The organism is Bacillus sp. FJAT-50079, assembly GCF_018343515.1.
GTDB lineage: Bacteria > Bacillota > Bacilli > Bacillales > Bacillaceae_C > Lederbergia.
The window spans coordinates 659,238-679,991 of the sequence record NZ_JAGYPD010000003.1 but is presented as its reverse complement, the minus strand read 5'-3'; the positions used below and the strand labels follow the sequence as shown (position 1 = coordinate 679,991).

General features: G+C 39.9%; 18 protein-coding genes, 1 tRNA gene and 1 rRNA gene. 9 read left to right on the top strand and 11 right to left on the bottom strand.

Annotated elements, in window-relative coordinates; genetic code table 11:
• Positions 1-35: 35 nt before the first annotated feature.
• Positions 36-1,587, bottom strand: a 16S ribosomal RNA gene (locus tag KHA95_RS10885).
• A gap of 401 nt (positions 1,588-1,988) precedes the next feature.
• Here KHA95_RS10885 and KHA95_RS10880 point away from each other — a divergent pair.
• On the top strand, positions 1,989-2,165 hold the full coding sequence (locus tag KHA95_RS10880) for a hypothetical protein (RefSeq protein WP_213137560.1): 177 nt from the start codon (positions 1,989-1,991) through the stop codon (positions 2,163-2,165).
• Positions 2,166-2,200: 35 nt separating this feature from the next.
• Here KHA95_RS10880 and KHA95_RS10875 read toward each other — a convergent pair whose 3' ends face one another.
• Complete coding sequence (locus KHA95_RS10875; protein WP_213137501.1) at positions 2,201-3,103, bottom strand: DMT family transporter; 903 nt, start codon at positions 3,101-3,103, stop codon at positions 2,201-2,203.
• Positions 3,104-3,215: 112 nt separating this feature from the next.
• Here KHA95_RS10875 and KHA95_RS10870 point away from each other — a divergent pair, with 112 nt between their 5' ends.
• The 5 genes from KHA95_RS10870 to KHA95_RS10850 all read left to right on the top strand — a co-directional run bounded on the left by KHA95_RS10870 (position 3,216) and on the right by KHA95_RS10850 (position 8,243).
• Positions 3,216-3,899 carry an MgtC/SapB family protein gene (locus KHA95_RS10870; RefSeq protein WP_481748437.1) on the top strand — a complete coding sequence of 228 codons (684 nt, stop codon included), beginning with the start codon at positions 3,216-3,218 and terminating at the stop codon, positions 3,897-3,899.
• Positions 3,900-3,978: 79 nt separating this feature from the next.
• Positions 3,979-4,049, top strand: a tRNA-Ala gene (locus tag KHA95_RS10865).
• Positions 4,050-4,220: 171 nt separating this feature from the next.
• On the top strand, positions 4,221-6,674 hold the full coding sequence (locus tag KHA95_RS10860) for an EAL domain-containing protein (RefSeq protein ID WP_213137499.1): 2,454 nt from the start codon (positions 4,221-4,223) through the stop codon (positions 6,672-6,674).
• A gap of 176 nt (positions 6,675-6,850) precedes the next feature.
• On the top strand, positions 6,851-7,387 hold the full coding sequence (locus tag KHA95_RS10855; protein WP_213137498.1) for an RNA polymerase sigma factor: 537 nt from the start codon (positions 6,851-6,853) through the stop codon (positions 7,385-7,387).
• Positions 7,380-8,243, top strand: coding sequence for a hypothetical protein (locus KHA95_RS10850; RefSeq protein ID WP_213137497.1), 864 nt, complete (start codon positions 7,380-7,382; stop codon positions 8,241-8,243). Before KHA95_RS10855 ends, KHA95_RS10850 begins: the two co-directional genes overlap by 8 nt.
• A 167-nt stretch (positions 8,244-8,410) precedes the next feature.
• Here KHA95_RS10850 and KHA95_RS10845 read toward each other — a convergent pair whose 3' ends face one another.
• Positions 8,411-9,130: a TerC family protein gene (locus tag KHA95_RS10845; RefSeq protein WP_213137496.1), complete on the bottom strand. Its 720-nt coding sequence runs from the start codon at positions 9,128-9,130 to the stop codon at positions 8,411-8,413.
• Positions 9,131-9,337: 207 nt separating this feature from the next.
• Here KHA95_RS10845 and KHA95_RS10840 point away from each other — a divergent pair, with 207 nt between their 5' ends.
• A complete protein-coding gene (locus KHA95_RS10840; RefSeq protein ID WP_213137495.1) occupies positions 9,338-9,784 on the top strand; it encodes a hypothetical protein in 447 nt (148 codons plus the stop codon).
• 52 nt (positions 9,785-9,836) lie between these two features.
• On the opposite strand, the gene KHA95_RS10835 is transcribed toward KHA95_RS10840, so the two are convergent.
• From KHA95_RS10835 to yugI, 5 genes are all read right to left on the bottom strand, one after another.
• Complete coding sequence (locus KHA95_RS10835) at positions 9,837-11,189, bottom strand: glucose-6-phosphate isomerase (protein ID WP_213137494.1); 1,353 nt, start codon at positions 11,187-11,189, stop codon at positions 9,837-9,839.
• Between the two features lie 179 nt (positions 11,190-11,368).
• Positions 11,369-12,613 carry a Glu/Leu/Phe/Val family dehydrogenase gene (locus KHA95_RS10830; protein ID WP_213137493.1) on the bottom strand — a complete coding sequence of 415 codons (1,245 nt, stop codon included), beginning with the start codon at positions 12,611-12,613 and terminating at the stop codon, positions 11,369-11,371.
• A gap of 36 nt (positions 12,614-12,649) precedes the next feature.
• Complete coding sequence (locus KHA95_RS10825; protein ID WP_249316771.1) at positions 12,650-13,852, bottom strand: ornithine--oxo-acid transaminase; 1,203 nt, start codon at positions 13,850-13,852, stop codon at positions 12,650-12,652.
• 241 nt (positions 13,853-14,093) lie between these two features.
• The gene (gene pruA, locus KHA95_RS10820) at positions 14,094-15,638 is read right to left on the bottom strand and encodes an L-glutamate gamma-semialdehyde dehydrogenase (RefSeq protein ID WP_213137492.1); all 1,545 of its coding nucleotides are present in this window, start codon (positions 15,636-15,638) and stop codon (positions 14,094-14,096) included.
• A 128-nt stretch (positions 15,639-15,766) separates the two neighbouring features.
• The gene (gene yugI, locus KHA95_RS10815; RefSeq protein ID WP_213137491.1) at positions 15,767-16,156 is read right to left on the bottom strand and encodes a S1 domain-containing post-transcriptional regulator GSP13; all 390 of its coding nucleotides are present in this window, start codon (positions 16,154-16,156) and stop codon (positions 15,767-15,769) included.
• 194 nt (positions 16,157-16,350) lie between these two features.
• Here yugI and KHA95_RS10810 point away from each other — a divergent pair, with 194 nt between their 5' ends.
• On the top strand, positions 16,351-17,181 hold the full coding sequence (locus tag KHA95_RS10810) for an alpha/beta fold hydrolase (protein WP_213137490.1): 831 nt from the start codon (positions 16,351-16,353) through the stop codon (positions 17,179-17,181).
• 16 nt (positions 17,182-17,197) lie between these two features.
• Complete coding sequence (locus KHA95_RS10805; RefSeq protein ID WP_213137489.1) at positions 17,198-18,361, top strand: MalY/PatB family protein; 1,164 nt, start codon at positions 17,198-17,200, stop codon at positions 18,359-18,361.
• Positions 18,362-18,573: 212 nt separating this feature from the next.
• Here KHA95_RS10805 and KHA95_RS10800 read toward each other — a convergent pair whose 3' ends face one another.
• The 3 genes from KHA95_RS10800 to KHA95_RS10790 form a co-directional block, all read right to left on the bottom strand.
• Positions 18,574-19,152, bottom strand: a complete 579-nt coding sequence (locus KHA95_RS10800; protein WP_283248158.1) for a superoxide dismutase family protein — start codon at positions 19,150-19,152, stop codon at positions 18,574-18,576.
• 299 nt (positions 19,153-19,451) lie between these two features.
• Positions 19,452-19,685, bottom strand: a complete 234-nt coding sequence (locus KHA95_RS10795; protein WP_249316769.1) for a hypothetical protein — start codon at positions 19,683-19,685, stop codon at positions 19,452-19,454.
• A gap of 97 nt (positions 19,686-19,782) precedes the next feature.
• Entirely contained in the window at positions 19,783-20,385 is a 603-nt protein-coding gene (locus tag KHA95_RS10790) for a peptidylprolyl isomerase (RefSeq protein WP_481748436.1), read from the bottom strand.
• Between the last annotated feature and the right edge of the window lie 369 nt (positions 20,386-20,754).

Below are 20,754 nucleotides of genomic sequence, written 5' to 3'. Positions count from 1 at the left end.
TTTTTGTTGGCCTAGCTGCCAACAATATTCCTTAGAAAGGAGGTGATCCAGCCGCACCTTCCGATACGGCTACCTTGTTACGACTTCACCCCAATCATCTGTCCCACCTTCGGCGGCTGGCTCCCAAAAGGGTTACCCCACCGACTTCGGGTGTTACAAACTCTCGTGGTGTGACGGGCGGTGTGTACAAGACCCGGGAACGTATTCACCGTGGCATGCTGATCCACGATTACTAGCGATTCCGGCTTCATGCAGGCGAGTTGCAGCCTGCAATCCGAACTGAGAATGGTTTTATGGGATTGGCTAAACCTCGCGGTCTTGCAGCCCTTTGTACCATCCATTGTAGCACGTGTGTAGCCCAGGTCATAAGGGGCATGATGATTTGACGTCATCCCCACCTTCCTCCGGTTTGTCACCGGCAGTCACCTTAGAGTGCCCAACTAAATGCTGGCAACTAAGATCAAGGGTTGCGCTCGTTGCGGGACTTAACCCAACATCTCACGACACGAGCTGACGACAACCATGCACCACCTGTCACTCTGTCCCCCGAAGGGGAACGCCTTATCTCTAAGGTTGTCAGAGGATGTCAAGACCTGGTAAGGTTCTTCGCGTTGCTTCGAATTAAACCACATGCTCCACCGCTTGTGCGGGTCCCCGTCAATTCCTTTGAGTTTCAGCCTTGCGGCCGTACTCCCCAGGCGGAGTGCTTAATGCGTTTGCTGCAGCACTAAAGGGCGGAAACCCTCTAACACTTAGCACTCATCGTTTACGGCGTGGACTACCAGGGTATCTAATCCTGTTCGCTCCCCACGCTTTCGCGCCTCAGCGTCAGTTACAGACCAAAGAGCCGCCTTCGCCACTGGTGTTCCTCCACATCTCTACGCATTTCACCGCTACACGTGGAATTCCGCTCTTCTCTTCTGCACTCAAGTCTCCCAGTTTCCAATGACCCTCCACGGTTGAGCCGTGGGCTTTCACATCAGACTTAAGAGACCGCCTGCGCGCGCTTTACGCCCAATAATTCCGGACAACGCTTGCCACCTACGTATTACCGCGGCTGCTGGCACGTAGTTAGCCGTGGCTTTCTGGTCAGGTACCGTCAAGGTACCGGCAGTTACTCCGATACTTGTTCTTCCCTGATAACAGAGTTTTACGATCCGAAGACCTTCATCACTCACGCGGCGTTGCTCCGTCAGACTTTCGTCCATTGCGGAAGATTCCCTACTGCTGCCTCCCGTAGGAGTCTGGGCCGTGTCTCAGTCCCAGTGTGGCCGATCACCCTCTCAGGTCGGCTACGCATCGTTGCCTTGGTGAGCCGTTACCTCACCAACTAGCTAATGCGCCGCGGGCCCATCTGTAAGTGACAGCCGAAGCCGCCTTTCAACCTTTCCCCATGCGAGGAAAGAAATTATCCGGTATTAGCTCCGGTTTCCCGAAGTTATCCCAGTCTTACAGGCAGGTTGCCCACGTGTTACTCACCCGTCCGCCGCTAACTTCAGGGAGCAAGCTCCCATCCATTCGCTCGACTTGCATGTATTAGGCACGCCGCCAGCGTTCGTCCTGAGCCAGGATCAAACTCTCATAAAAGAAGTTTAGGCTCGCACGATGCGAGTCACAACGACATTGTCACAGGATGTGACGTTCTTAGTCGTTGATCCTTACTCTTGCTGGCAATGGTTAAAACCATTGTTTAAAAAATAATTTGACGTTCGTTTCGTTCAGTTTTCAAAGATCAAACTTGTCTACCGTTGTTTGCGACGACTTTTCAATCTTAACATTTATACTTTTCAGAGTCAAGCATTTTTTCGTTTAATTAATGATTAACTACTGTATGTAAGTAACTGCGTCTTCTCTAACGGACGATTTATAATATATCACGTTCTCAAAAAGAACGCAAGCACTTTTTTACTTTTTCTAAAAACATATTTTAGTGTACAAGTACATATATAATAACAAATCATATTTCGTATTGGAAGGTGTTATTTAACTTGCTAACAACGATTGCTTTTTACGTTGCTTTAATTATGGCTGTTTACTTATTTTCTTACTCTTATATAGAGGGAATTCGCATCTCCAATACAGAAGGGCAAGTATATGGAGGAACTTTTATTTTTTCATCGATTATGGCTTTTGTATTTTCAGGACTTACTTATTTGTTTATATAAAACCGGCTATCCAAACGGATGCCGGTTTTATTTCATCATTCATTTGTGGCTTTTCTTTTAGCTGCGCTTTTCTTTTCATCATATAAAAATAACGTAACACTTATAATGACGATGAGCCCACCTGTTATTTGAGTCCAGACAATTTTTTCCGCTAAAATATAATAGGCAAGGATCGCTGCGCCAACTGGTTCAAATAGGATAGCCATCGATATTGTAGAAGTACTTAACCATTTTATCGTCCAGTTAAAAAGGGTATGACCTAGTAAAGTCGGTACAATCGCCAGCAATAAAAAGTACATCCAGTCCATCGGGGGATATGGGTAAAAGGAAGAACCAGAAAGCAGTACATATATAAACAGAACAATGGTGCTAATCAAATAAACAACAAAGGTATACGTAACGAGTGACAATCGTTGCCTTACTTCTTGCCCAAATAATAGATAGGCAGTAATTAGCGCACAAGCAACAAGCGCCAATAAATCGCCAATTAAAGCAGAACCGCTAATTCGAAAATCGCCCCAACTTATAATTACACTACCGATAATAGCCGCTAACGCACAGCCAACCGCTTTTATCGAAAACTTCTCTTTAAAAAATAGAAATGTACCAACAAAGGCAAACATTGGCTGAAGTGTTACAAGGACGGTTGAGCTTGCGACTGAGGTGTAATTCAGTGATTCAAACCATAGAATAAAATGGAGGGCTAAAAAAACTCCTGCGATAACTGAAAATAACCAATCTCTTTTTCGAATGGCTGCAAGTTCATGGACATACTTCGGAAAAAATAACGGGACCATAATGATTACACTAAACAGTAATCGATAAAAAGCGACCACACCCGCATCTGCGGATGATAATTTTACAAAAATAGCCGAAGTAGAAACGGCAATTACTCCAATCATTAATACGATATAAGGATTTGTTTTTCGTGCCTTCATCTATTTCTCCTCTTCCAAATTAAGTTATGATGTATACTGAAACAAATAATAAATTTTCCTTCCAAGTATAAGAAATAAATAAGCGGAAAGGAAGTAGATTTAATTGGAACTATTGGATGTAGACCTCTTATTAAAATTAGGTATATCGGCTTTACTCGGTTTAATTATCGGAGTTGAGCGGGAATTAAAGAGAAAACCACTAGGATTAAAAACAAGCTTAGTTATTTCAATCATCAGTTGCTTATTAACAATTGTATCGATTGAATCAGCTTATATTTTTCCAGGAAACGATCTTATTCGCATTCAAATGGATCCGCTTAGATTGGCGGCTCAAATCGTTTCTGGAATTGGATTTCTTGGCGCCGGCGTTATATTAAGACGAGGCAATGATCATATTTCCGGTTTAACAACAGCTGCTATGATTTGGGGAGCTGCCGGGATTGGAATTACAGTCGGGGCCGGATTTTTCATCGAAGCTGCCGCTGGAGTCGTCCTTCTCATCATTAGTGTAGAATTTATTCCATTTGCACTAACGAAAATTGGCCCAAAAAAATTATTAAAGCGAGATTTGATTCTTAAAATCATCGTTAATGAACAAGAAAGTTTAGATTTCGTGTTGCAAAAGCTAAAAGAGGAGAAAATTATTATTACCCATACTCGTATAAAAGATTTAAAGGAGCGCACAGCCTATTTACTCGAACTTAAAGCACGAGCAAGTATTAAGCGTTCGATCACAAATATATATTATACGATTTCAAATATCGACGATGTTCACGAAATCGAGATAATCAGTTAAAGAATCTCCTTGCACTTTTTATAAATCTTATTATAATAAGAGTTGTGCTTTAAAATTTGGAGCACAACTTATTTAACTCGGGGCCTTAGTATAATGGGATTACGCTTGCCTGGCAGGCAAATAATACGAGTTCGATTCTCGTAGGCTCCATAATAAAAAAACACTCTTGTCATCCTTAATGATGATAAGAGTGTTTTTTATTGCATATTGGTCCGTCAGAATCATTTATTAAAGCGTTTTCCTGTGGTACAATTTACCTAAAATATTGTCGCTTCTTGACACTTTCTGCCTAATAATAGCCTTTTCAATGGGGGGAGCCGATTGCTTTCTAAACTCAGTAAAACAAAAAAATTACAGGAATATTTAGAGAAAGAAAAACATTCCTACCCGCATATTTTTGAACAATCTCCCAACATTCTTCTCTTCGTTATCGATGTGAATGGGATGATTGTAAAATTGCGAGCTGGACTGAATCACTTAGCTGGGTTACAAATAAATGACTTTGTCGGAAAGCCATATGAAGAATTCATTTATAAAGACGACTTAAAAATAGTTGAAGATTGTTTTCAGAAAGTACTTGGAGGAAAATCCCAATATGCAACATACCGAATTAAACATGATGAAATTATTATCCACATCGATGTTACACTTGTACCAATTCAATTAGACGACGGTGAAGTAATTGGATTTTATGGATTAACTCACAACATCACTGATTTACATAAATTAGAAAACAAAATTCAAGAGAAAAATGAAAGATACGAATCGTTAATGAATTTATCACATGAAATGATCGGGATACTTAGTCCGGATGGAACGATTATATTTGAAAATCCATCCGTTGAAACCATTCTTGGCTACAAAGTAAATGAGATTTCCGGAAAAAGTTTATTCCAGTTTATTCATCCAGACGATCTTCCATATATGACAAACAAACTCAAGGACCTTCTAAACCACCCTAAAACGACGATTCGTTCAGAATTACGTTTAGTAAGGAAAGATGGAACATGGCGAGACTTCGAAATCATGTGCACAAATCTATTATCGCATTCAAGCATTAACGGGATTATTTGCAACTTCCATGACATTACAGAAAAGAAAAGGCAACAGCGGAAAATTCATTATTTAGCTTACCATGATTATTTAACAAAATTACCTAATCGCCGGGCATTTGAGGATAGAGTTGATTTAGAAATCCAACTTGCAAACGGGGATCAACGTAAATTTGCTGTCATGTTTCTTGATTTAGATGGCTTTAAATTTTTGAATGACTCTCTTGGACACGACATTGGCGATCTTTTAATTATTGAAATCGCAAATACATTACATGATTTGTTTAAAAAGAACATTGAAATGATTGCTCGATTAGGCGGGGATGAATTCGCGATATTAGCCTCAAACATTGATGAACTAGCAGCGATTGAACATTTAGCAGAGAACATATTAAAGCGATTCAAACTGCCTTTTAATGTGAAAAATTTCAACCTTTTTATTACTGCTAGTATTGGAATTAGTACGTATCCTGAGTCCGGTACTCACACTCATTCATTAATGAAAAATGCAGACTTAGCACTCTATCTTGCTGAAAAAGAAGGTAGAAATAGATTTCACCTTTTTTCACCAACGGCAAATATAGCGACATATAAAGTCTTTTCTTTAAGAAACGAGATTCGCCAAGCTTTGCATAATAATCAATTTATCATTTATTATCAGCCAATCGTTCATACCGAATCAAACCAAATCGTCAATGCGGAAGCACTTCTCCGATGGAACCATCCGGATTGGGGAATTGTCTCGCCACGTGAATTCATCCCCCTTGCCGAGGAATCAGGATTAATCGTCCCGCTTGGTGATTGGATTTTAAAAAACGTTTGTAAGCAGGTTCGCTTATGGCATGAACAAGGATATTTTATAAAAGCATCAGTCAATTTATCGATCATCCAGTTTTTCAAAGCAAACTTTATAGAGAATGTGAAAGAAATATTACTAGAAAGCAAGCTTGAAGCGAAATGGCTTGAGCTGGAAATTACCGAGAGTACGATGTTAGAACAAGAAGATGATGTACTTGAAAAAATTAGACAATTACGTGAGATGGGAATTCAAATTGCCCTTGACGACTTCGGAACGGGCTATTCTTCCCTAGAAAGCTTAAGAAAAATTAAGCCCGATACGTTAAAGCTTGACCGTTCTTTTATAAAAGAAGTAACGACAAATAAAGATTCTGAAAACATCGTTACATTTATGATAAATCTCGCTAAAAGTCTGGATATAAGTATCGTTGCTGAAGGCGTGGAAACGAGTGAACAACAACAATTATTAGCGGACCTTCAGTGCCATCGTTTACAAGGCTATCTGTTTAGCAAACCAGTCCCAGAGGCGGAATTTAAAAAGTTATTAAAAGAACAGGCTTTCTCATCACCGCTCCCACAAATGCAAAACGAGAGAAGGAGTTACGCTCGTATTCAGCTTGAGCCTCCATTGGAAGCACTGATGACCATCGCTGAAATTAACGGTAAAATTGTACATTTAGGAAACACAAAAGTACTAATTGAAAATATTGGACTAGGTGGACTTTGCTTTCTTTCAAGCATTCACTTACCTGTCAGATCGGATGTTATATTAAAATTCCAAGTGCAATTAGCCAACCAAATGCTCGTACTTTTCGGGATTACCGTATGGGGGGAAGAATATAAAAATAACCATAGATATGGTCTTCAATTTATCATTGACGAAAAACAAAGAAATGAGTTAAGAAAGCTGTTCGATCATTTATAAGTTTTACTTTTTCCTACCGACCCTAGTCAACAGTTCCCCTTCCACATCTTCATTATGTAGAATAAAAAGCCGATCCCTAAAAATCGGCTTTTTTACTAATCTAAATCTCCTTCGATATATTTAAATAAAACCTTTTAATGAGCTTCATCGTGTTATCAGTGAAAGGAGGGAGAGTGATGGAAAAATCTTTGCCACTTGTGAACAATCGTTTCGCCAACGTTCAGACTGTAAAGCGGATGAAGAGCATTACGGAAATATATGATACCCATATTAATACTGTTTATCGAGTATGTTTTTCGCTAATGGGGAATGTTCAAGATGCTGAAGATGCGACCCAATCAGTTTTTATAAAACTAATGGAAAGCGATAAGATATTTGTCGATTCCGAACATGAGAAGGCGTGGCTGATTACTGTAGCCCGAAACCATTGTAGGGATTTGCACCGAAAGTGGTGGAGAAAAAAAGTTGTTGATATCGACCCAAGTTCTATTGAACAAGGGGGTATGGATACGGCTCAAAATATGAATATGATGGACTATTTAGGCAAACTTCCAAAAAAATATAGGTTGGTCATATATCTATACTATTACGAAGGGTATTCCGTAACAGAAATTGCAAACATACTGAAATTGAATATTAATACAGTGAAAACCCAAATGAGAAGTGCAAGAAAGCGACTTAAATTAGAAGTGGGAGATGACTTTCATGAATAAAGACGAACTAAATCAATTATTCAAAAGCATGACGCCCAATGATATACAAAAATCAAAAATGCTGAATAATATTTTGCACAAAACGGATAATAGATTGAAATCACCAGCAAATAGAAAACGTACCTGGCTAGCTATCCCAGCAACATGTCTGGCGTTAATAATGGTTATGTTGATCAGCAATCCTTTTGGTAGTAAAACATCGGCTTATACGATTAATTTAAAACTCAATAAAGAGGGAAGCCTTTTTACATTAGTCGATATCGCCAAAGGTTCCGATGATTTCGGTAAATCTGTTAGCTACGTTGACGCAAGACCTGAGCTGGAATTTTTTATTGAGGGTGATAATATCGCAAAAATCGACATGTCAACAGAAAACGAATATATTTATGCGGTAGACTGGACGGAGACGCAGCACGAAAAATTTTGGAATGTAGAGTATTACCAACATTTCGATGAAGAACGCCAAGTTTCAATAGCCGATTTCGACCTACTTTATGATAAAACACTTACGATGAATTTTGACAATCACTTTAAAGACTACGATCAAATTTGGTATCGCTGGACCGCATGGAATATGTATAATTGGGCAGCGGAGGATAACTTCTCTCACTTTCTTGGCGCGGGAGACGTTTCTGAAGATTTAAGTCTAGAAGAGGAATTGAAGCTGGCAGTAGGCAATAACGGTTCCGGCATTGGTCATATGCAATTGGACGATTATCCAAAAGAACTGATGGAGGATACAATTACGATTACGATCACCGACCGAGATGGCAATCAAACGACGGAAAGGATTAAAGTCAAGATTAGCAACAACGAACTGCAGCAAACTGTTGTTACAGCTTGGCTTGCGGATTAGAAAGAAACTATGGGATAAAAGTGTCTCTACCAATTTAACAAAACTACTCTTTTATTCAATTCCAAATTCAGGTTTTTTTGCCCAATTTAAGCCAAGAAAATGCGATTCACAGATAGAAAAACACAGAACACCGATCTTTCGGCATTCTGTGTTTTTTCATTTCCCCATCATCCATATTGTCTCACGTTTCTTTTAGAGGCGATTCTTTTATTCGTAGCATATCCCCCGAAAAGAACTAAAGCCGTAATAACAATAATGATCCCATATGTTATAAGCTGAGAAGTTAAATTAAAAAAATCAACCAATTGCTTGTCCCGTAAAATCATTTCACCAGCCGTCCACGCAAGAATCCCTGATCCTACATACGCAATCCAATTATATTTATTCATTGCTTTCACAATGAATTTGGATCCGTATATCATAATCGGTATACTGATTGCTACACCAAGTGCGATCATTCCAATATGACCATTCGCAGCACCAGCGACAGCAACAACATTGTCTAAACTCATGACAACATCAGCAAGGATAATCGTTCCAATTGCTTTCATAAAACCGTTATGTGCTGAAACATTCGCTTCTTCTTCGCCACCTACGAGTACTTTATAGGCAATCCATAATAGTAAAAGTCCACCAATGATGTTTACGAATGGGATCTTTAATAACCATACAATAATAATTGCAAATAAAATCCGCAAGCCAACTGCACCGACTGTTCCCCAGATAATAGCTTTGTTTTGTTGTTCCTTCGGTAAATTTTTCGTTGCCATTGCAATGACTATCGCGTTATCACCTGACAGCACAATATCAATCGCAATGATTTTAAGTAAGGCGATAATTGCAGCCGAAGATATCGTAATGCCGAGAATTGTCGTTGCTAATTCCATTCGAATGTCCTTCTTTCCTAAAAGATACTTTAAAAATCTATCATTTCAACCATCCTATTATATCACATCGTAATAGTTTGTTGATCAAATGATTAGAAAATATACTCGTTTTAATTAGATTGTTTGTCCAATCAAACACTGGCCATGTTCAATATGCTAGTAACAAAAGCAATTCGCTTTTTAAATTTACAAAGGAGCGGTCAATTTATGTGGTATGAAGAGGACAATGTTGAGCTAGCGCAAGCTATGGATGGCGGGCGAAAAAGAAGAAGAAAAGAATTAGATTACGAGTACGAAGATATAAGAGGTGAAGATGAAGCTCACTGGCAATATCGAGATCGAATGGGCTGTGGCTGCGAGAGTGAAAGAAATGAGCACAAGGATCATCGCTTCGAGTGTAATGCCTGTTTATGTCATCAATTACGAAAGTTGCGTCCCGGTACGGAATTAATTGTGGCAATAAAAGGAGTTTTGATCCCGTTACCAGTCACTTTTCTTAGCTTAGATAAAAAAACATGTTGTGCTTTCTTTAATATATTTGGGATTACTGCTGTCATCGATTGTCGCGATCTTTTAGCCATTGCCTTTATTCCAGCAGATGGAATACCTGTTCCACTTGCTAATGCAATGGAAAAAATGAATCCATTGAAATAGTAGCAAAAAAAACGCCCACATTCGCAAACACGAACTGGGCAGTTTTTTATCATTATTTTTGTAGTCTTTTTTCCAATTCTGCTTTTTTCTCTTCAAAGCCTGGTTTACCTAGTAAAGCAAACATATTTACTTTGTATGCCTCTACTCCTGGTTGGTCAAATGGATTGACTCCAAGTAGATATCCGCTGATCGCACAAGACTTTTCGAAGAAGTAAACAAGATAACCGAAAGTATATGCATCCATTGCTGGAATTTCAACGACTAAGTTTGGAACGCCTCCATCGATATGTGCAAGCAATGTTCCTTCAAATGCTTTGTCGTTTACAAATTCTACTGTTTTTCCTTCTAGATAGTTCAATCCGTCAAGATCGCCTTCTTCACTCTCGATTACAAGCTCATGACGAGAAGATTTCACTTTTATCACCGTTTCAAATAGATCACGGCGCCCTTCTTGTACATATTGTCCAAGTGAATGCAAGTCAGTAGAGAAGTTTGCAGATGCAGGGAAAATTCCTTTTTGGTCTTTTCCTTCACTTTCTCCGTAAAGCTGTTTCCACCACTCAGAGAAATATTGCAATCCAGGCTCGTAGTTGATTAACATTTCGATTGTTTTGCCTTTGTTATATAAAATATTTCGGATTGCCGCATATTGATAAGCTGCGTTATCTTTCAAGTCAGACGAGCTGAAATCTTCACGCGCCGCTGCCGCACCCTTCATCATTTCTTCAATTTCAACGCCACTAACCGCAATTGGAAGCAGTCCAACCGCTGTCAACACTGAGAAACGTCCACCTACATCATCTGGAATAATAAACGATTCGTAGCCTTCTTCCTTCGCGAGTGTTTTCAGTGCTCCTCTTGCTTGATCCGTAGTCGCATAAATGCGTGATTTTGCTTCTTCTGCCCCGTATTTTTCTTCAAGTGCTTTGCGGAAAATACGAAATGCAAGAGCAGGTTCTGTTGTTGTACCTGATTTCGAAATGACGTTGATTGAAAAATCTCTGCCATCAATCACGTCCATTACATCTCTCATATATGTAGAACTGATGTTATTTCCAACAAAAATAACTTGTGGAGTTTTACGTTGCTCTTTTGAGAGCGCATTGTAAAAACTATGGTTAAGCATTTCAATCGCTGCGCGCGCACCAAGATATGACCCACCGATACCAATGACTAATAGTACGTCACTATCGTTTTTAATTTTTTCAGCTGCTTTTTGAATACGTGAAAACTCTTCTTGATCATAATTGACAGGAAGATCGATCCAACCTAAGAAATCACTTCCCGCACCTGTTTGCTCGTGAAGCTGTTTATGTGCTGTATCAACAGCTGCTTGTAAATATGTAACCTCATGCTCCCCAAAGAAATCTAGGGCCGTAGAGTAATCAAATTTAATATGTCCCATTTCAATTTACCTCCAAAAAAATATGATACGTTAACTTTAGCTGAACAAAGTGTTTTTTTCAAGAATATACGCATTATTCCTTGTTTTCCCTACCATAAAATACCATCAAATTGTCAAACAATAGTCATAATTCAAAAACTGCCGGCTCATGAAAGAACCGGCAGTTCGTTTCGAACCGATTATACCCAGCCTCTAAATCTTGAAGCCTCTGCCACATTCCTTAAACCGACCATATATGCAGCAAGACGCATATTCACTCTGCGACTCTCAGCCGTATTATAGACATTTTCGAAAGCAGCAACGAGCTTTTGATGAAGTTTTTCATTTACTTCTTCCTCTGGCCAGTAATAGCCTTGGTTATTTTGCACCCATTCAAAATAGGAGACCGTTACACCACCAGCGCTTGCTAACACGTCAGGAACGAGCAATACGCCACGCTCAGTTAGGATTCTTGTCGCTTCTTCGGTTGTAGGTCCATTCGCTGCCTCAACAACGATTGAAGCTTTAATGTTTGGTGCATTTTCTGCCGTAATTTGGTTAGAAACGGCTGCCGGGACGATAATATCACAATCTAATTCAAAGAGCTCTTTATTCGTAATTGTATTATCAAATAATGTTGTTACCGTTCCAAAACTATCGCGACGATCGAGTAAATAATCGATATCAAGGCCATCTGGATCATGAAGTGCGCCATAGGCATCAGAAATACCGACAATTTTGGCTCCCGCGTCATAAAGGAATTTCGATAGAAAGCTTCCAGCATTACCAAATCCTTGAATGACAATTCTTGCATCTTTTATATTAATTCCACGTTTTTTTGCAGCTTCTTCAATACAAATTGTTACACCTTGGGCAGTTGCTTTCTCACGACCTTGAGAACCTCCCAATACGATCGGCTTTCCTGTAATAAAGCCAGGTGAATCATTTTCACGAAGAAGGCTATACTCATCCATCATCCAAGCCATGATTTGCGAGTTCGTGTAAACGTCCGGAGCAGGGATGTCTTTCGTTGGACCAACAATTTGGCTAATCGCTCGAACGTATCCGCGGCTAAGTCTTTCAATTTCCCCCATTGACATTGTTCTCGGATCACAAATGATTCCGCCTTTTCCGCCACCATAAGGTAGGTTGACAATTCCGCATTTAATACTCATCCACATCGACATTGCTTTTACTTCTTCCTCTGTTACTTCGGGATGATAACGAACGCCACCTTTTGTAGGTCCTACTGAATCATTATGTTGTGCCCGAAAGCCCGTGTATACATTGACGGACCCATCGTCCATTTTGACAGGAATTCGTACAGTCAACATCCGCATTGGCTCTTTTAAGAGCTCATACATTTCCTCACCAAAACCAAGCTTGTTAAGGCTATCTTTAATAACCTCTTGAGTTGATGTAAATAAGTTTAGATTTTCTGCCATCTTTTTCTTCGCCTCTTTATTGTGTAATCAAATCCATTATAGCATTGATGTGAAAACTTTTTTAATTCGAATGATTGCCCAATCCAACTGTTCTTTTGTAATGATTAGTGGAGGCGCAAATCGAATGACCGTTTCATGTGTTTCTTTGCATAAAAGACCTTCATTCTTTAACGCTTCACAATATTTACGAGCATCGTCATTTAGTTCGACGCCAATCAATAAACCTCTACCCCTTATTTCCTTTATTTTTGGATTTTTTATTTCTTTTAATTTTGACATAAAGTACTGCCCAAGTTCAAGAGAACGCTCCGAAAGTTTTTCTGATTCAATTACTGTTAAAGCAGCAAGAGAAACAGCGCAAGCAAGCGGATTTCCACCAAATGTTGATCCGTGCGACCCGGGATTAAATACACCAAGTACGTCTTTGTTGGCGGCGACACAAGAAATCGGAAAAACTCCTCCGCCTAAAGCCTTGCCAAGTACATACATATCTGGTTCCACGTCTTCCCAATCTGATGCAAACATCTTCCCCGTTCGGCCAAGTCCTACTTGAATTTCATCGGCGACCAACAACACATTATGTTTTTTACAAAGGTCAAACGCTGCCTTTAAATATCCTTCTGGAGGAATAACAATTCCAGCCTCTCCTTGAATTGGCTCTAATAAAAATGCAGCCGTATTTTCAGTGATTGCCTCTTCCAATGCCTTTAGATCCCCATATGGAACAACGGTAATTCCCGGGAGCAATGGACCGAAGCCTCTTTTATATTCTGCTTCAGATGAAAGTGAAACGGCAAGCATCGTTCTTCCATGAAAATTTCCTTCACAGACGATGATTTCCGCCTGATTCTCCTTAACCTGCTTAACATCATAGGCCCAACGTCTTGCTGCTTTGATCGCCGTTTCCACCGCTTCCGCGCCCGTATTCATCGGTAAAACCATTTCCTTGTTCGTCAATGTGCAGATTTTTTCATACCAAGGTCCGAGCTGATTATTATGAAATGCCCGTGATGTTAACGTAACTTTATCCGCTTGGACCTTTAACGCATGAATAATATCTGGATGACAATGTCCTTGATTAACTGCGGAATACGCACTTAACATATCCAAATATCGGTTACCTTCCGGATCTTTCACCCAGACCCCTTCTGCTTCTGAGACCACAACAGGAAGCGGATGATAATTATGTGCACCAAACGTTTCTGTTTGTTTAATGATTTCCTTTGTTTCTCGCACCATCCTAACCATCCCCTTTTAATCAATTACGCTTTGTCGTAATTGCGTCCAGATTTTTTTGAGTTCGCGCGGGTGGCAACCGTTGCCGCAGGGTGCGGCGAACTTAGGCTGCCTTCCTAAACTCCTCTAAAAAGCTGTGACATTTGCCAGAGGCTTGAGTTGAATCAGCACATCTTTTGTACCGAAACCGAAGCGCTACGTACAAGGAGTTTGAATTCCCTCTGCTGCGAAAGGCTGATTTAAGTTAAAACGTTTCCGATGTTGTTTTCGCCTGCATATGCAATAATAGGTAATCTGGTCCACCAGCCTTTGAATCAGTTCCAGACATATCGAAGCCACCAAACGGCTGATAGCCGACGATTGCCCCAGTACACCCGCGATTAAAATAAAGATTTCCAACGTGAAAATCGGTTCGCGCTTGCTCGATGTGCATACGATTATTTGTGATTACCGCTCCAGTCAACCCGTATTCTGTATAATTTGCAAGTTGGATCGCCTCTGTGAAATCCTTTGCCTTTGCAAAAGCAACGACAGGACCGAAAATCTCCTCTTGCATGATTTTTGCATCAGGATCAAGATCCGCAAAAATCGTTGGCTGGATAAAATAGCCTTTGGAATGATCGCCTGTACCACCTGTCATTAACTTCCCTTCTTCTTTTCCAATTTCGATATATGACATGATTTTATGAAAAGCAGACTGATCAATGACCGGTCCCATAAAATGTTCTGGATTTTCCGGATCACCAACAGCTAATTTCCTTGCCAATTCAATCGTTCGCTCCAGCACTTGATCATACACCTCTTGAACGACGATGACACGAGAGCATGCCGAACATTTCTGACCGGCAAAGCCAAAAGCAGATTTTACGATCGACTGGGCAGCTAATTCTAAATCCGCTTCCTTATCAACGATAATCGTATCTTTTCCACCCATTTCTGCGATTACTCGTTTTAACCATATTTGTCCTTCATTCACTTTCGAGGCTCGCTCGTAAATACGTATCCCTACTTCTCTCGATCCCGTAAAACTAATAAACCGAGTTTTCGGATGATCAACTAAATAATCCCCAATAACCGATCCGCTTCCCGGTATGTAATTAACGACACCGGGCGGCAACCCTGCCTCTTCCAATACTTCTACAAATTTAGCAGCAATGACCGGAGTCGTTGATGCCGGCTTTAATAAAACCGTATTCCCTGTAACGATTGCAGCAACCGTTGTTCCAGCCATAATTGCTAACGGGAAATTCCAAGGCGAAATAACAATCGCAACACCAAGTGGAATATAATCGTAGCGGTTGAATTCACCAGGACGGCTTTCTACCCTCTTCCCATTCTTTAGTTCAAGCATTTGTCGCCCGTAATATTCTAAAAAGTCAATTGCCTCCGCTGTATCGGCATCAGCCTCATTCCAAGGCTTTCCTGCTTCCTTCACTAAAAGTGCTGAAAACTCATGCTTGCGACGCCGAATGATCGCTGCGGCTTTAAATAACACATCTGCACGTATCTCTGGTTTTTCTTTTCTCCAATTATCAAAAGCAGCAAGCGCCATATTCATTGCATGTTCGGCTAATTTTTCATCCGCCTTTGAAACGCTTCCAATCACTTCCGATTTATTTGCCGGATTATATGAAATGATCTTCTCTTCCGTTATTACCCTTTCTCCACCAATTATAAGTGGATAATCATTACCAAGGTATGATTCAACGGTTCGTAGTGCTTGCTCAAATGCTTGTTTATTTCTGTCTTCTGTGAAATCTGTAAACGGTTCGTGTTTATAAGGAATCATCAGCATGTTCCCCCTCGCCATTTAAATTTCCCTTCACATAAATAGTATCATATTTTCGCTTTGGCAAAAATAGATCCTTGCAAAAAAAAGAGGCCTGTCTCTTCAAAAGAAACAGCCTCTTCACTAGCTTATTTTTTAATTAAATCATTTCTTTCAGATTGGTTAATCCATTCTTGTAATTTGTCTTTTAACGTATTGAAACCTTCGTTGCTTACTGCTTCTGTTTTTACAGTTGCTTGACGACGTGGTTTCTTTTGTTCCTCTTGTTTTGGCGCTTCTTCCGTAGCGCGAATTGAAAGGCTAATTTTCCCTTTTTCTTCATCAACAGATAATACTTTTACTTTTACTTCATCGCCCATGTTTATTACTTCGTTAATATCTTTCACAAATCCGTGTTTAATTTCAGAAATATGAACAAGTCCTTGTGTTTCCTCATCAAGAGCAACGAACGCCCCATAAGGCTGAATGCCCGTTACTTTACCTGATACTACTTCACCGATCTCATATTTTGTTGTCATGGTAACACTCCTAATTAATTTAGTATTTCTCCTAATTTACGCAATTGTAAATTATAACATACATGCTAAAGGGTGGCAAAGAGTTTTCTGATCTTACTGTTAAAAATTCCCCCTCATATCGATTTCAAACCTATCATTTCATTGTGTTATTTTTATCCGTAAGGGTAAAATATAAGAAAACTGGAGGGTAAAAAGTGCAAGCAATACGTTCCTCACAACATGTCTTTATTAACGGAAATGAAATCTATTATGAAGAATATAAGCAACCATATTCTGCCCCGACTTTTATACTTATTCATGGATTTTTATCCTCTTCTTTTAGTTTTCGTAAATTGATTCCGTTGTTAGCAAACGATTCTCACGTCATTTCCATTGATCTTCCCCCTTTCGGCAAAAGCGGGAAATCACTCCAATACGAATACAGTTACCGTAATATAGCAAAGTCAATTTTTGAATTATTAGATGGACTCGCCACAAACGAACGATTTGCAGTGGGGCACTCTATGGGCGGACAAATTGTATTAAATATGCTACACCAACGACCTGATTTTATAAAAAAGGCAATCCTTTTATCTAGTTCAGGTTATATTCCTAGAGCAAAACCATTACATATCTTTTTTTCGCACCTTCCATTTTTACATCATTATGTAAAATTTTATCTTCATAAAACAGGGGTACTTGGTAATTTAAAGGTTGTTGTTCACGATCAGACATTGATCGATGATACAATGGTAGCTGGTTACTCTGAACCATTTGATGATCCGCAAATCTTTCGTGCACTCACAAGGTTGCTTCGCCATCGGGAAGGAGATTTATCGTCAGCAATGCTACGAACGATTGAAACCCCGTGCTTGCTAATTTATGGACAGTACGATCGCGTTGTTCCAGTAAAGATTGGCAAAAGACTTGCTCACGATCTCCCAGCTGCACAACTTGTTGCGTTTGAAAATGTTGGGCATTTACTCCCTGAGGAGGCACCTGAAAAAGTATATAGAGAGATCATGCAATTCATTTCAGACAAGTAGGATGGTGATTTTATTCATGATTAATTTTGATGAACTTATTGATCGTAAACAAACAAAATCGGTTAAATGGGACGGGATGAAAGCTGTTTTCGGAGATGACGAGCTATTGCCAATGTGGGTGGCAGATATGGATTTTAGACCTCCAGAAGCAGTACTCGCTGCCATGAAAACAAGGATCGATCATGGTGTTTTTGGATATAGCTTGGCAGGCCAATCAACAGCAAACGCCATTATGAGTTGGACGAAAAAACGCCATCATTGGGAGATTAAACAAGGATGGATTGTGTACAGCTCAGGTGTTGTCCCGGCACTTGCAACTGCTGTTCAAGCATTCACGGAGCCAGGGGATAAAGTTTTAGTACAATCACCCGTTTATACTCCTTTTTTTAGTGTAATTGAAAATAATTTGCGCACAGTCGTCAACTCTCCACTCATTTTAAATAACGGACGTTATGAAATCGATTTTCTTGATTTTGAAGAAAAATTAAAAAGTGGAGTTAAATTGTTTTTGCTCTGTAATCCGCATAATCCAGGTGGAAGAGTGTGGACAAAAGAAGAACTTGAAAGGATTGCACAACTTTGCAAACAATATGGCGTAATCGTTGCCTCTGATGAAATTCACGCTGACCTCGTCGCACAACCATATAAGCATACTCCATTCTCCTCGCTTGGAGAAACGTATGAAAAGATGTCATTAACATTTATGGCTCCAAGTAAGACCTTTAATTTAGCCGGATTGCAAGCAGCATTTATGGTCATTCCAAATCAGGAAATGCGCACTAAAGTAAAAGCAATTCAAGCAAAAGATGGGCACTTCGCTTTAAATACATTTGGAATTATTGCAATGGAAACAGCTTATCTACATGGTGAAGAGTGGCTCGATCAGTTGCTCGATTATATTCGTACGAATATTGAGCTCGTAAAGAATTTTGTTCAAGAACATTTGCCACAGCTCACTGTCATCGCACCCGAGGGATCGTATCTTGTATGGATTGATTGTAGAAAAACGGGGTTCAATGAAGAGGAACTGCGTAAAAGATTATTAGAAAAAGGGAAGCTCGCGGTTAACTTTGGTGAAGCTTATGGGTCTGGTGGAGAGGGTTTCATTCGTTTAAATATTGCCTTCCACCGCAACCTTGTACAAGAAGGGCTACAAAGATTAAAGCGTGCTTTTAATTAAAAATGCGTGTTCAAAAAGGAGGATAAAAAGGACCAAGAAGTTCGAGGCGCTGCAACTTTGAGCAGCGGGCTTGTACAGGAAATACTGACTTCCGTGTTGCCCCACAGGACGTGGGCGGTTTTAACGAAAGCTTCCCTCTCGTCAACGAAGAAATTTACCTGACTTTTTGAACATCCTCTAAAAGAAGAAATAAGCCAGTCTTTTGGTCTGGCTTATTTCTTCTCCTTTAATTTTAAAGGTTTTTCATTGTTATTAGGATTTTCATCACTTGCCGGTTTTCGATTTTTCGTAATCGCTCCACAAGCGATCCGTTCTCCCGCATCTCCCGCAGGCTGCGACATCCCATCATCGGCATCTTCATGAATGACTAGCGAGGTGCCTTCCCTTGTATAGATCGAGTTAAGTCCTTCCTCCAGTGTAATGTTTTTCGCAACGTAATCAATTTTTACCTTGCCAGCACTGTCAACGATTAGATTGGGCAGATCTCCAGCATGCGGGCCTTTTGGATGAAGAAGACCATGTTCTTTTTCATCAGGATTAAAATGTTCGCCAGCAGAGAGAAAATCAGGAGCTTTACAAACCCCTTTATCATGAATATGCATTCCATGTACACCAGTTGGTAGCCCCTCTAATTTTCCGGCTAATTTCACACCATCCGCCTTTTGTTCAAACGTTACTTTTCCGAGCGAATCACCATCTATATTTTTCACATTGACCTCTATTTTTTTCGGAAGCGGATTTGCACAGCCGCCCATAATAAGGATGATAAATGCTATCAACAGCTTTTTCAACATAACCCCACCAGTCATATTTCATTTATCTTTCATTGTTTCCATGTAAAAAATGAAATATGCAAAGTAAGCAGAGCGCTAGGACCGTTTAGCGGGGTTACAAACTGCACCAACAGGATGTTGGTGCGTCGACGGTGCCACAGGACGTGGCGACGTCGACGATCCCTAAAGGAAACACGGCGAAGAAAGAAGTTTTCTAGTCTTTGGGCGCTGAAGCTAGACATTAATACCCTACCTTAAAACTGAAGGCTTAAATAATTTTTATTCTTTCTTAACCAATGAAAAAAGCATCTCCCAGGTTAGAGATGCTTTTGACGTTCGCGATTAACTTTTTCTTCTAATTCTTTCGTTTTTTCTTCTTCCTTTTTTGATACTCGTTTTATAAGCATAAACACAAGTATACAAGCTGCAATGAAAATACTCATCGAAATTGCAGCAGGAATATATTCACGTTTATCATCTGGGAAATATAAAAATGGCATGTATAGAACAAAAGACTGCAATATTGTAAGCAAGGATAACATCCCTTCCATTCATGGATATACCCCAATTATATCAATCCACATTCGTTCTTACCAATTAAAACTCGACAAATATGTGAAAAGTCGCCACTTAAGGGCGACTCATGTTTTATTCCTTAATTACATCGATGCTTTCAATCACTACATCTTCAACTGGTTTATCCATCGCGCCAGTCTTTACGTTGGCAATCTTATCGACAACGTCCATTCCTTCAATTACTTGTCCAAACACAGTATGACGGTGATCAAGATGTGGTGTTCCACCATTTTCCATGTATGCGTCAATAATTTCCTTAGGGAAACCTGCTCCTTCAAGCTGACCTTTCGTACGTGGATCTATATGGCTGTTTTGTACGATGAAAAATTGGCTACCGTTCGTATTTGGTCCAGCGTTCGCCATCGAGAGCGCTCCACGAAGATTGAAAAGTTCCATAGAAAACTCATCTTCGAATGAGTCCCCATAAATGCTTTCTCCGCCTCTTCCTGTACCAGTCGGATCTCCACCTTGGATCATAAAATCTTGAATGACACGATGGAAAATAATGCCGTTATAATAATCATTTTTTGCATGGGTTACAAAGTTTTCAACCGTTTTTGGTGCTTGTTCAGGGAATAGTTTGATTTTAATTGCTCCCATGTTTGTGTTCATTTGTACAAGCATTTCATTTTCTGCAACTTCCGTCGTCAATTGTGGGTAATTTTTTTCTGCCATTTCGCCATCTCCTTCAGATTGATTCGTATTTTCACTTTCAGCTTGACTCGCTTGAATGTCATTTTCATCTTTCTGTTTAGCTGTTCCACATGAGGCTAACAGGAAAACAACAATCAAAACAAATATAGCCATATATTTCTGTTTCATACGCCACGCCCTCCAAAAAATACTTTACAGGATTTCTGAAAAAAAATCATCCTTCTTTCCTTTTCTTCATCTATCTTCCATAATGAAAGTAAGAAAAGCGAAAGCACCCGTTAATCGACGTACAAACTGCGCCAACAGGAAGTTGGTCCGGCAACTGGCCAAAGGACGTGGCGATCTTAGTCGACAATCCTTAAAAGATACACGTCGAAGCCTATAATGTGA

Bases quoted from the DNA above. Each gene is read 5' to 3' on its own strand.
- KHA95_RS10875 (WP_213137501.1), bottom strand. From the start codon at position 3,103: ATGAAGGCACGAAAAACAAATCCTTATATCGTATTAATGATTGGAGTA.
- KHA95_RS10855 (WP_213137498.1), top strand. From the start codon at position 6,851: ATGGAAAAATCTTTGCCACTTGTGAACAATCGTTTCGCCAACGTTCAG.
- KHA95_RS10850 (WP_213137497.1), top strand. From the start codon at position 7,380: ATGAATAAAGACGAACTAAATCAATTATTCAAAAGCATGACGCCCAAT.
- KHA95_RS10845 (WP_213137496.1), bottom strand. From the start codon at position 9,130: ATGGAATTAGCAACGACAATTCTCGGCATTACGATATCTTCGGCTGCA.
- KHA95_RS10840 (WP_213137495.1), top strand. From the start codon at position 9,338: ATGTGGTATGAAGAGGACAATGTTGAGCTAGCGCAAGCTATGGATGGC.
- KHA95_RS10835 (WP_213137494.1), bottom strand. From the start codon at position 11,189: ATGGGACATATTAAATTTGATTACTCTACGGCCCTAGATTTCTTTGGG.
- KHA95_RS10830 (WP_213137493.1), bottom strand. From the start codon at position 12,613: ATGGCAGAAAATCTAAACTTATTTACATCAACTCAAGAGGTTATTAAA.
- KHA95_RS10825 (WP_249316771.1), bottom strand. From the start codon at position 13,852: ATGGTGCGAGAAACAAAGGAAATCATTAAACAAACAGAAACGTTTGGT.
- pruA (WP_213137492.1), bottom strand. From the start codon at position 15,638: ATGATTCCTTATAAACACGAACCGTTTACAGATTTCACAGAAGACAGA.
- yugI (WP_213137491.1), bottom strand. From the start codon at position 16,156: ATGACAACAAAATATGAGATCGGTGAAGTAGTATCAGGTAAAGTAACG.
- KHA95_RS10805 (WP_213137489.1), top strand. From the start codon at position 17,198: ATGATTAATTTTGATGAACTTATTGATCGTAAACAAACAAAATCGGTT.
- KHA95_RS10795 (WP_249316769.1), bottom strand. From the start codon at position 19,685: ATGGAAGGGATGTTATCCTTGCTTACAATATTGCAGTCTTTTGTTCTA.
- KHA95_RS10790 (WP_481748436.1), bottom strand. From the start codon at position 20,385: ATGGCAGAAAAAAATTACCCACAATTGACGACGGAAGTTGCAGAAAAT.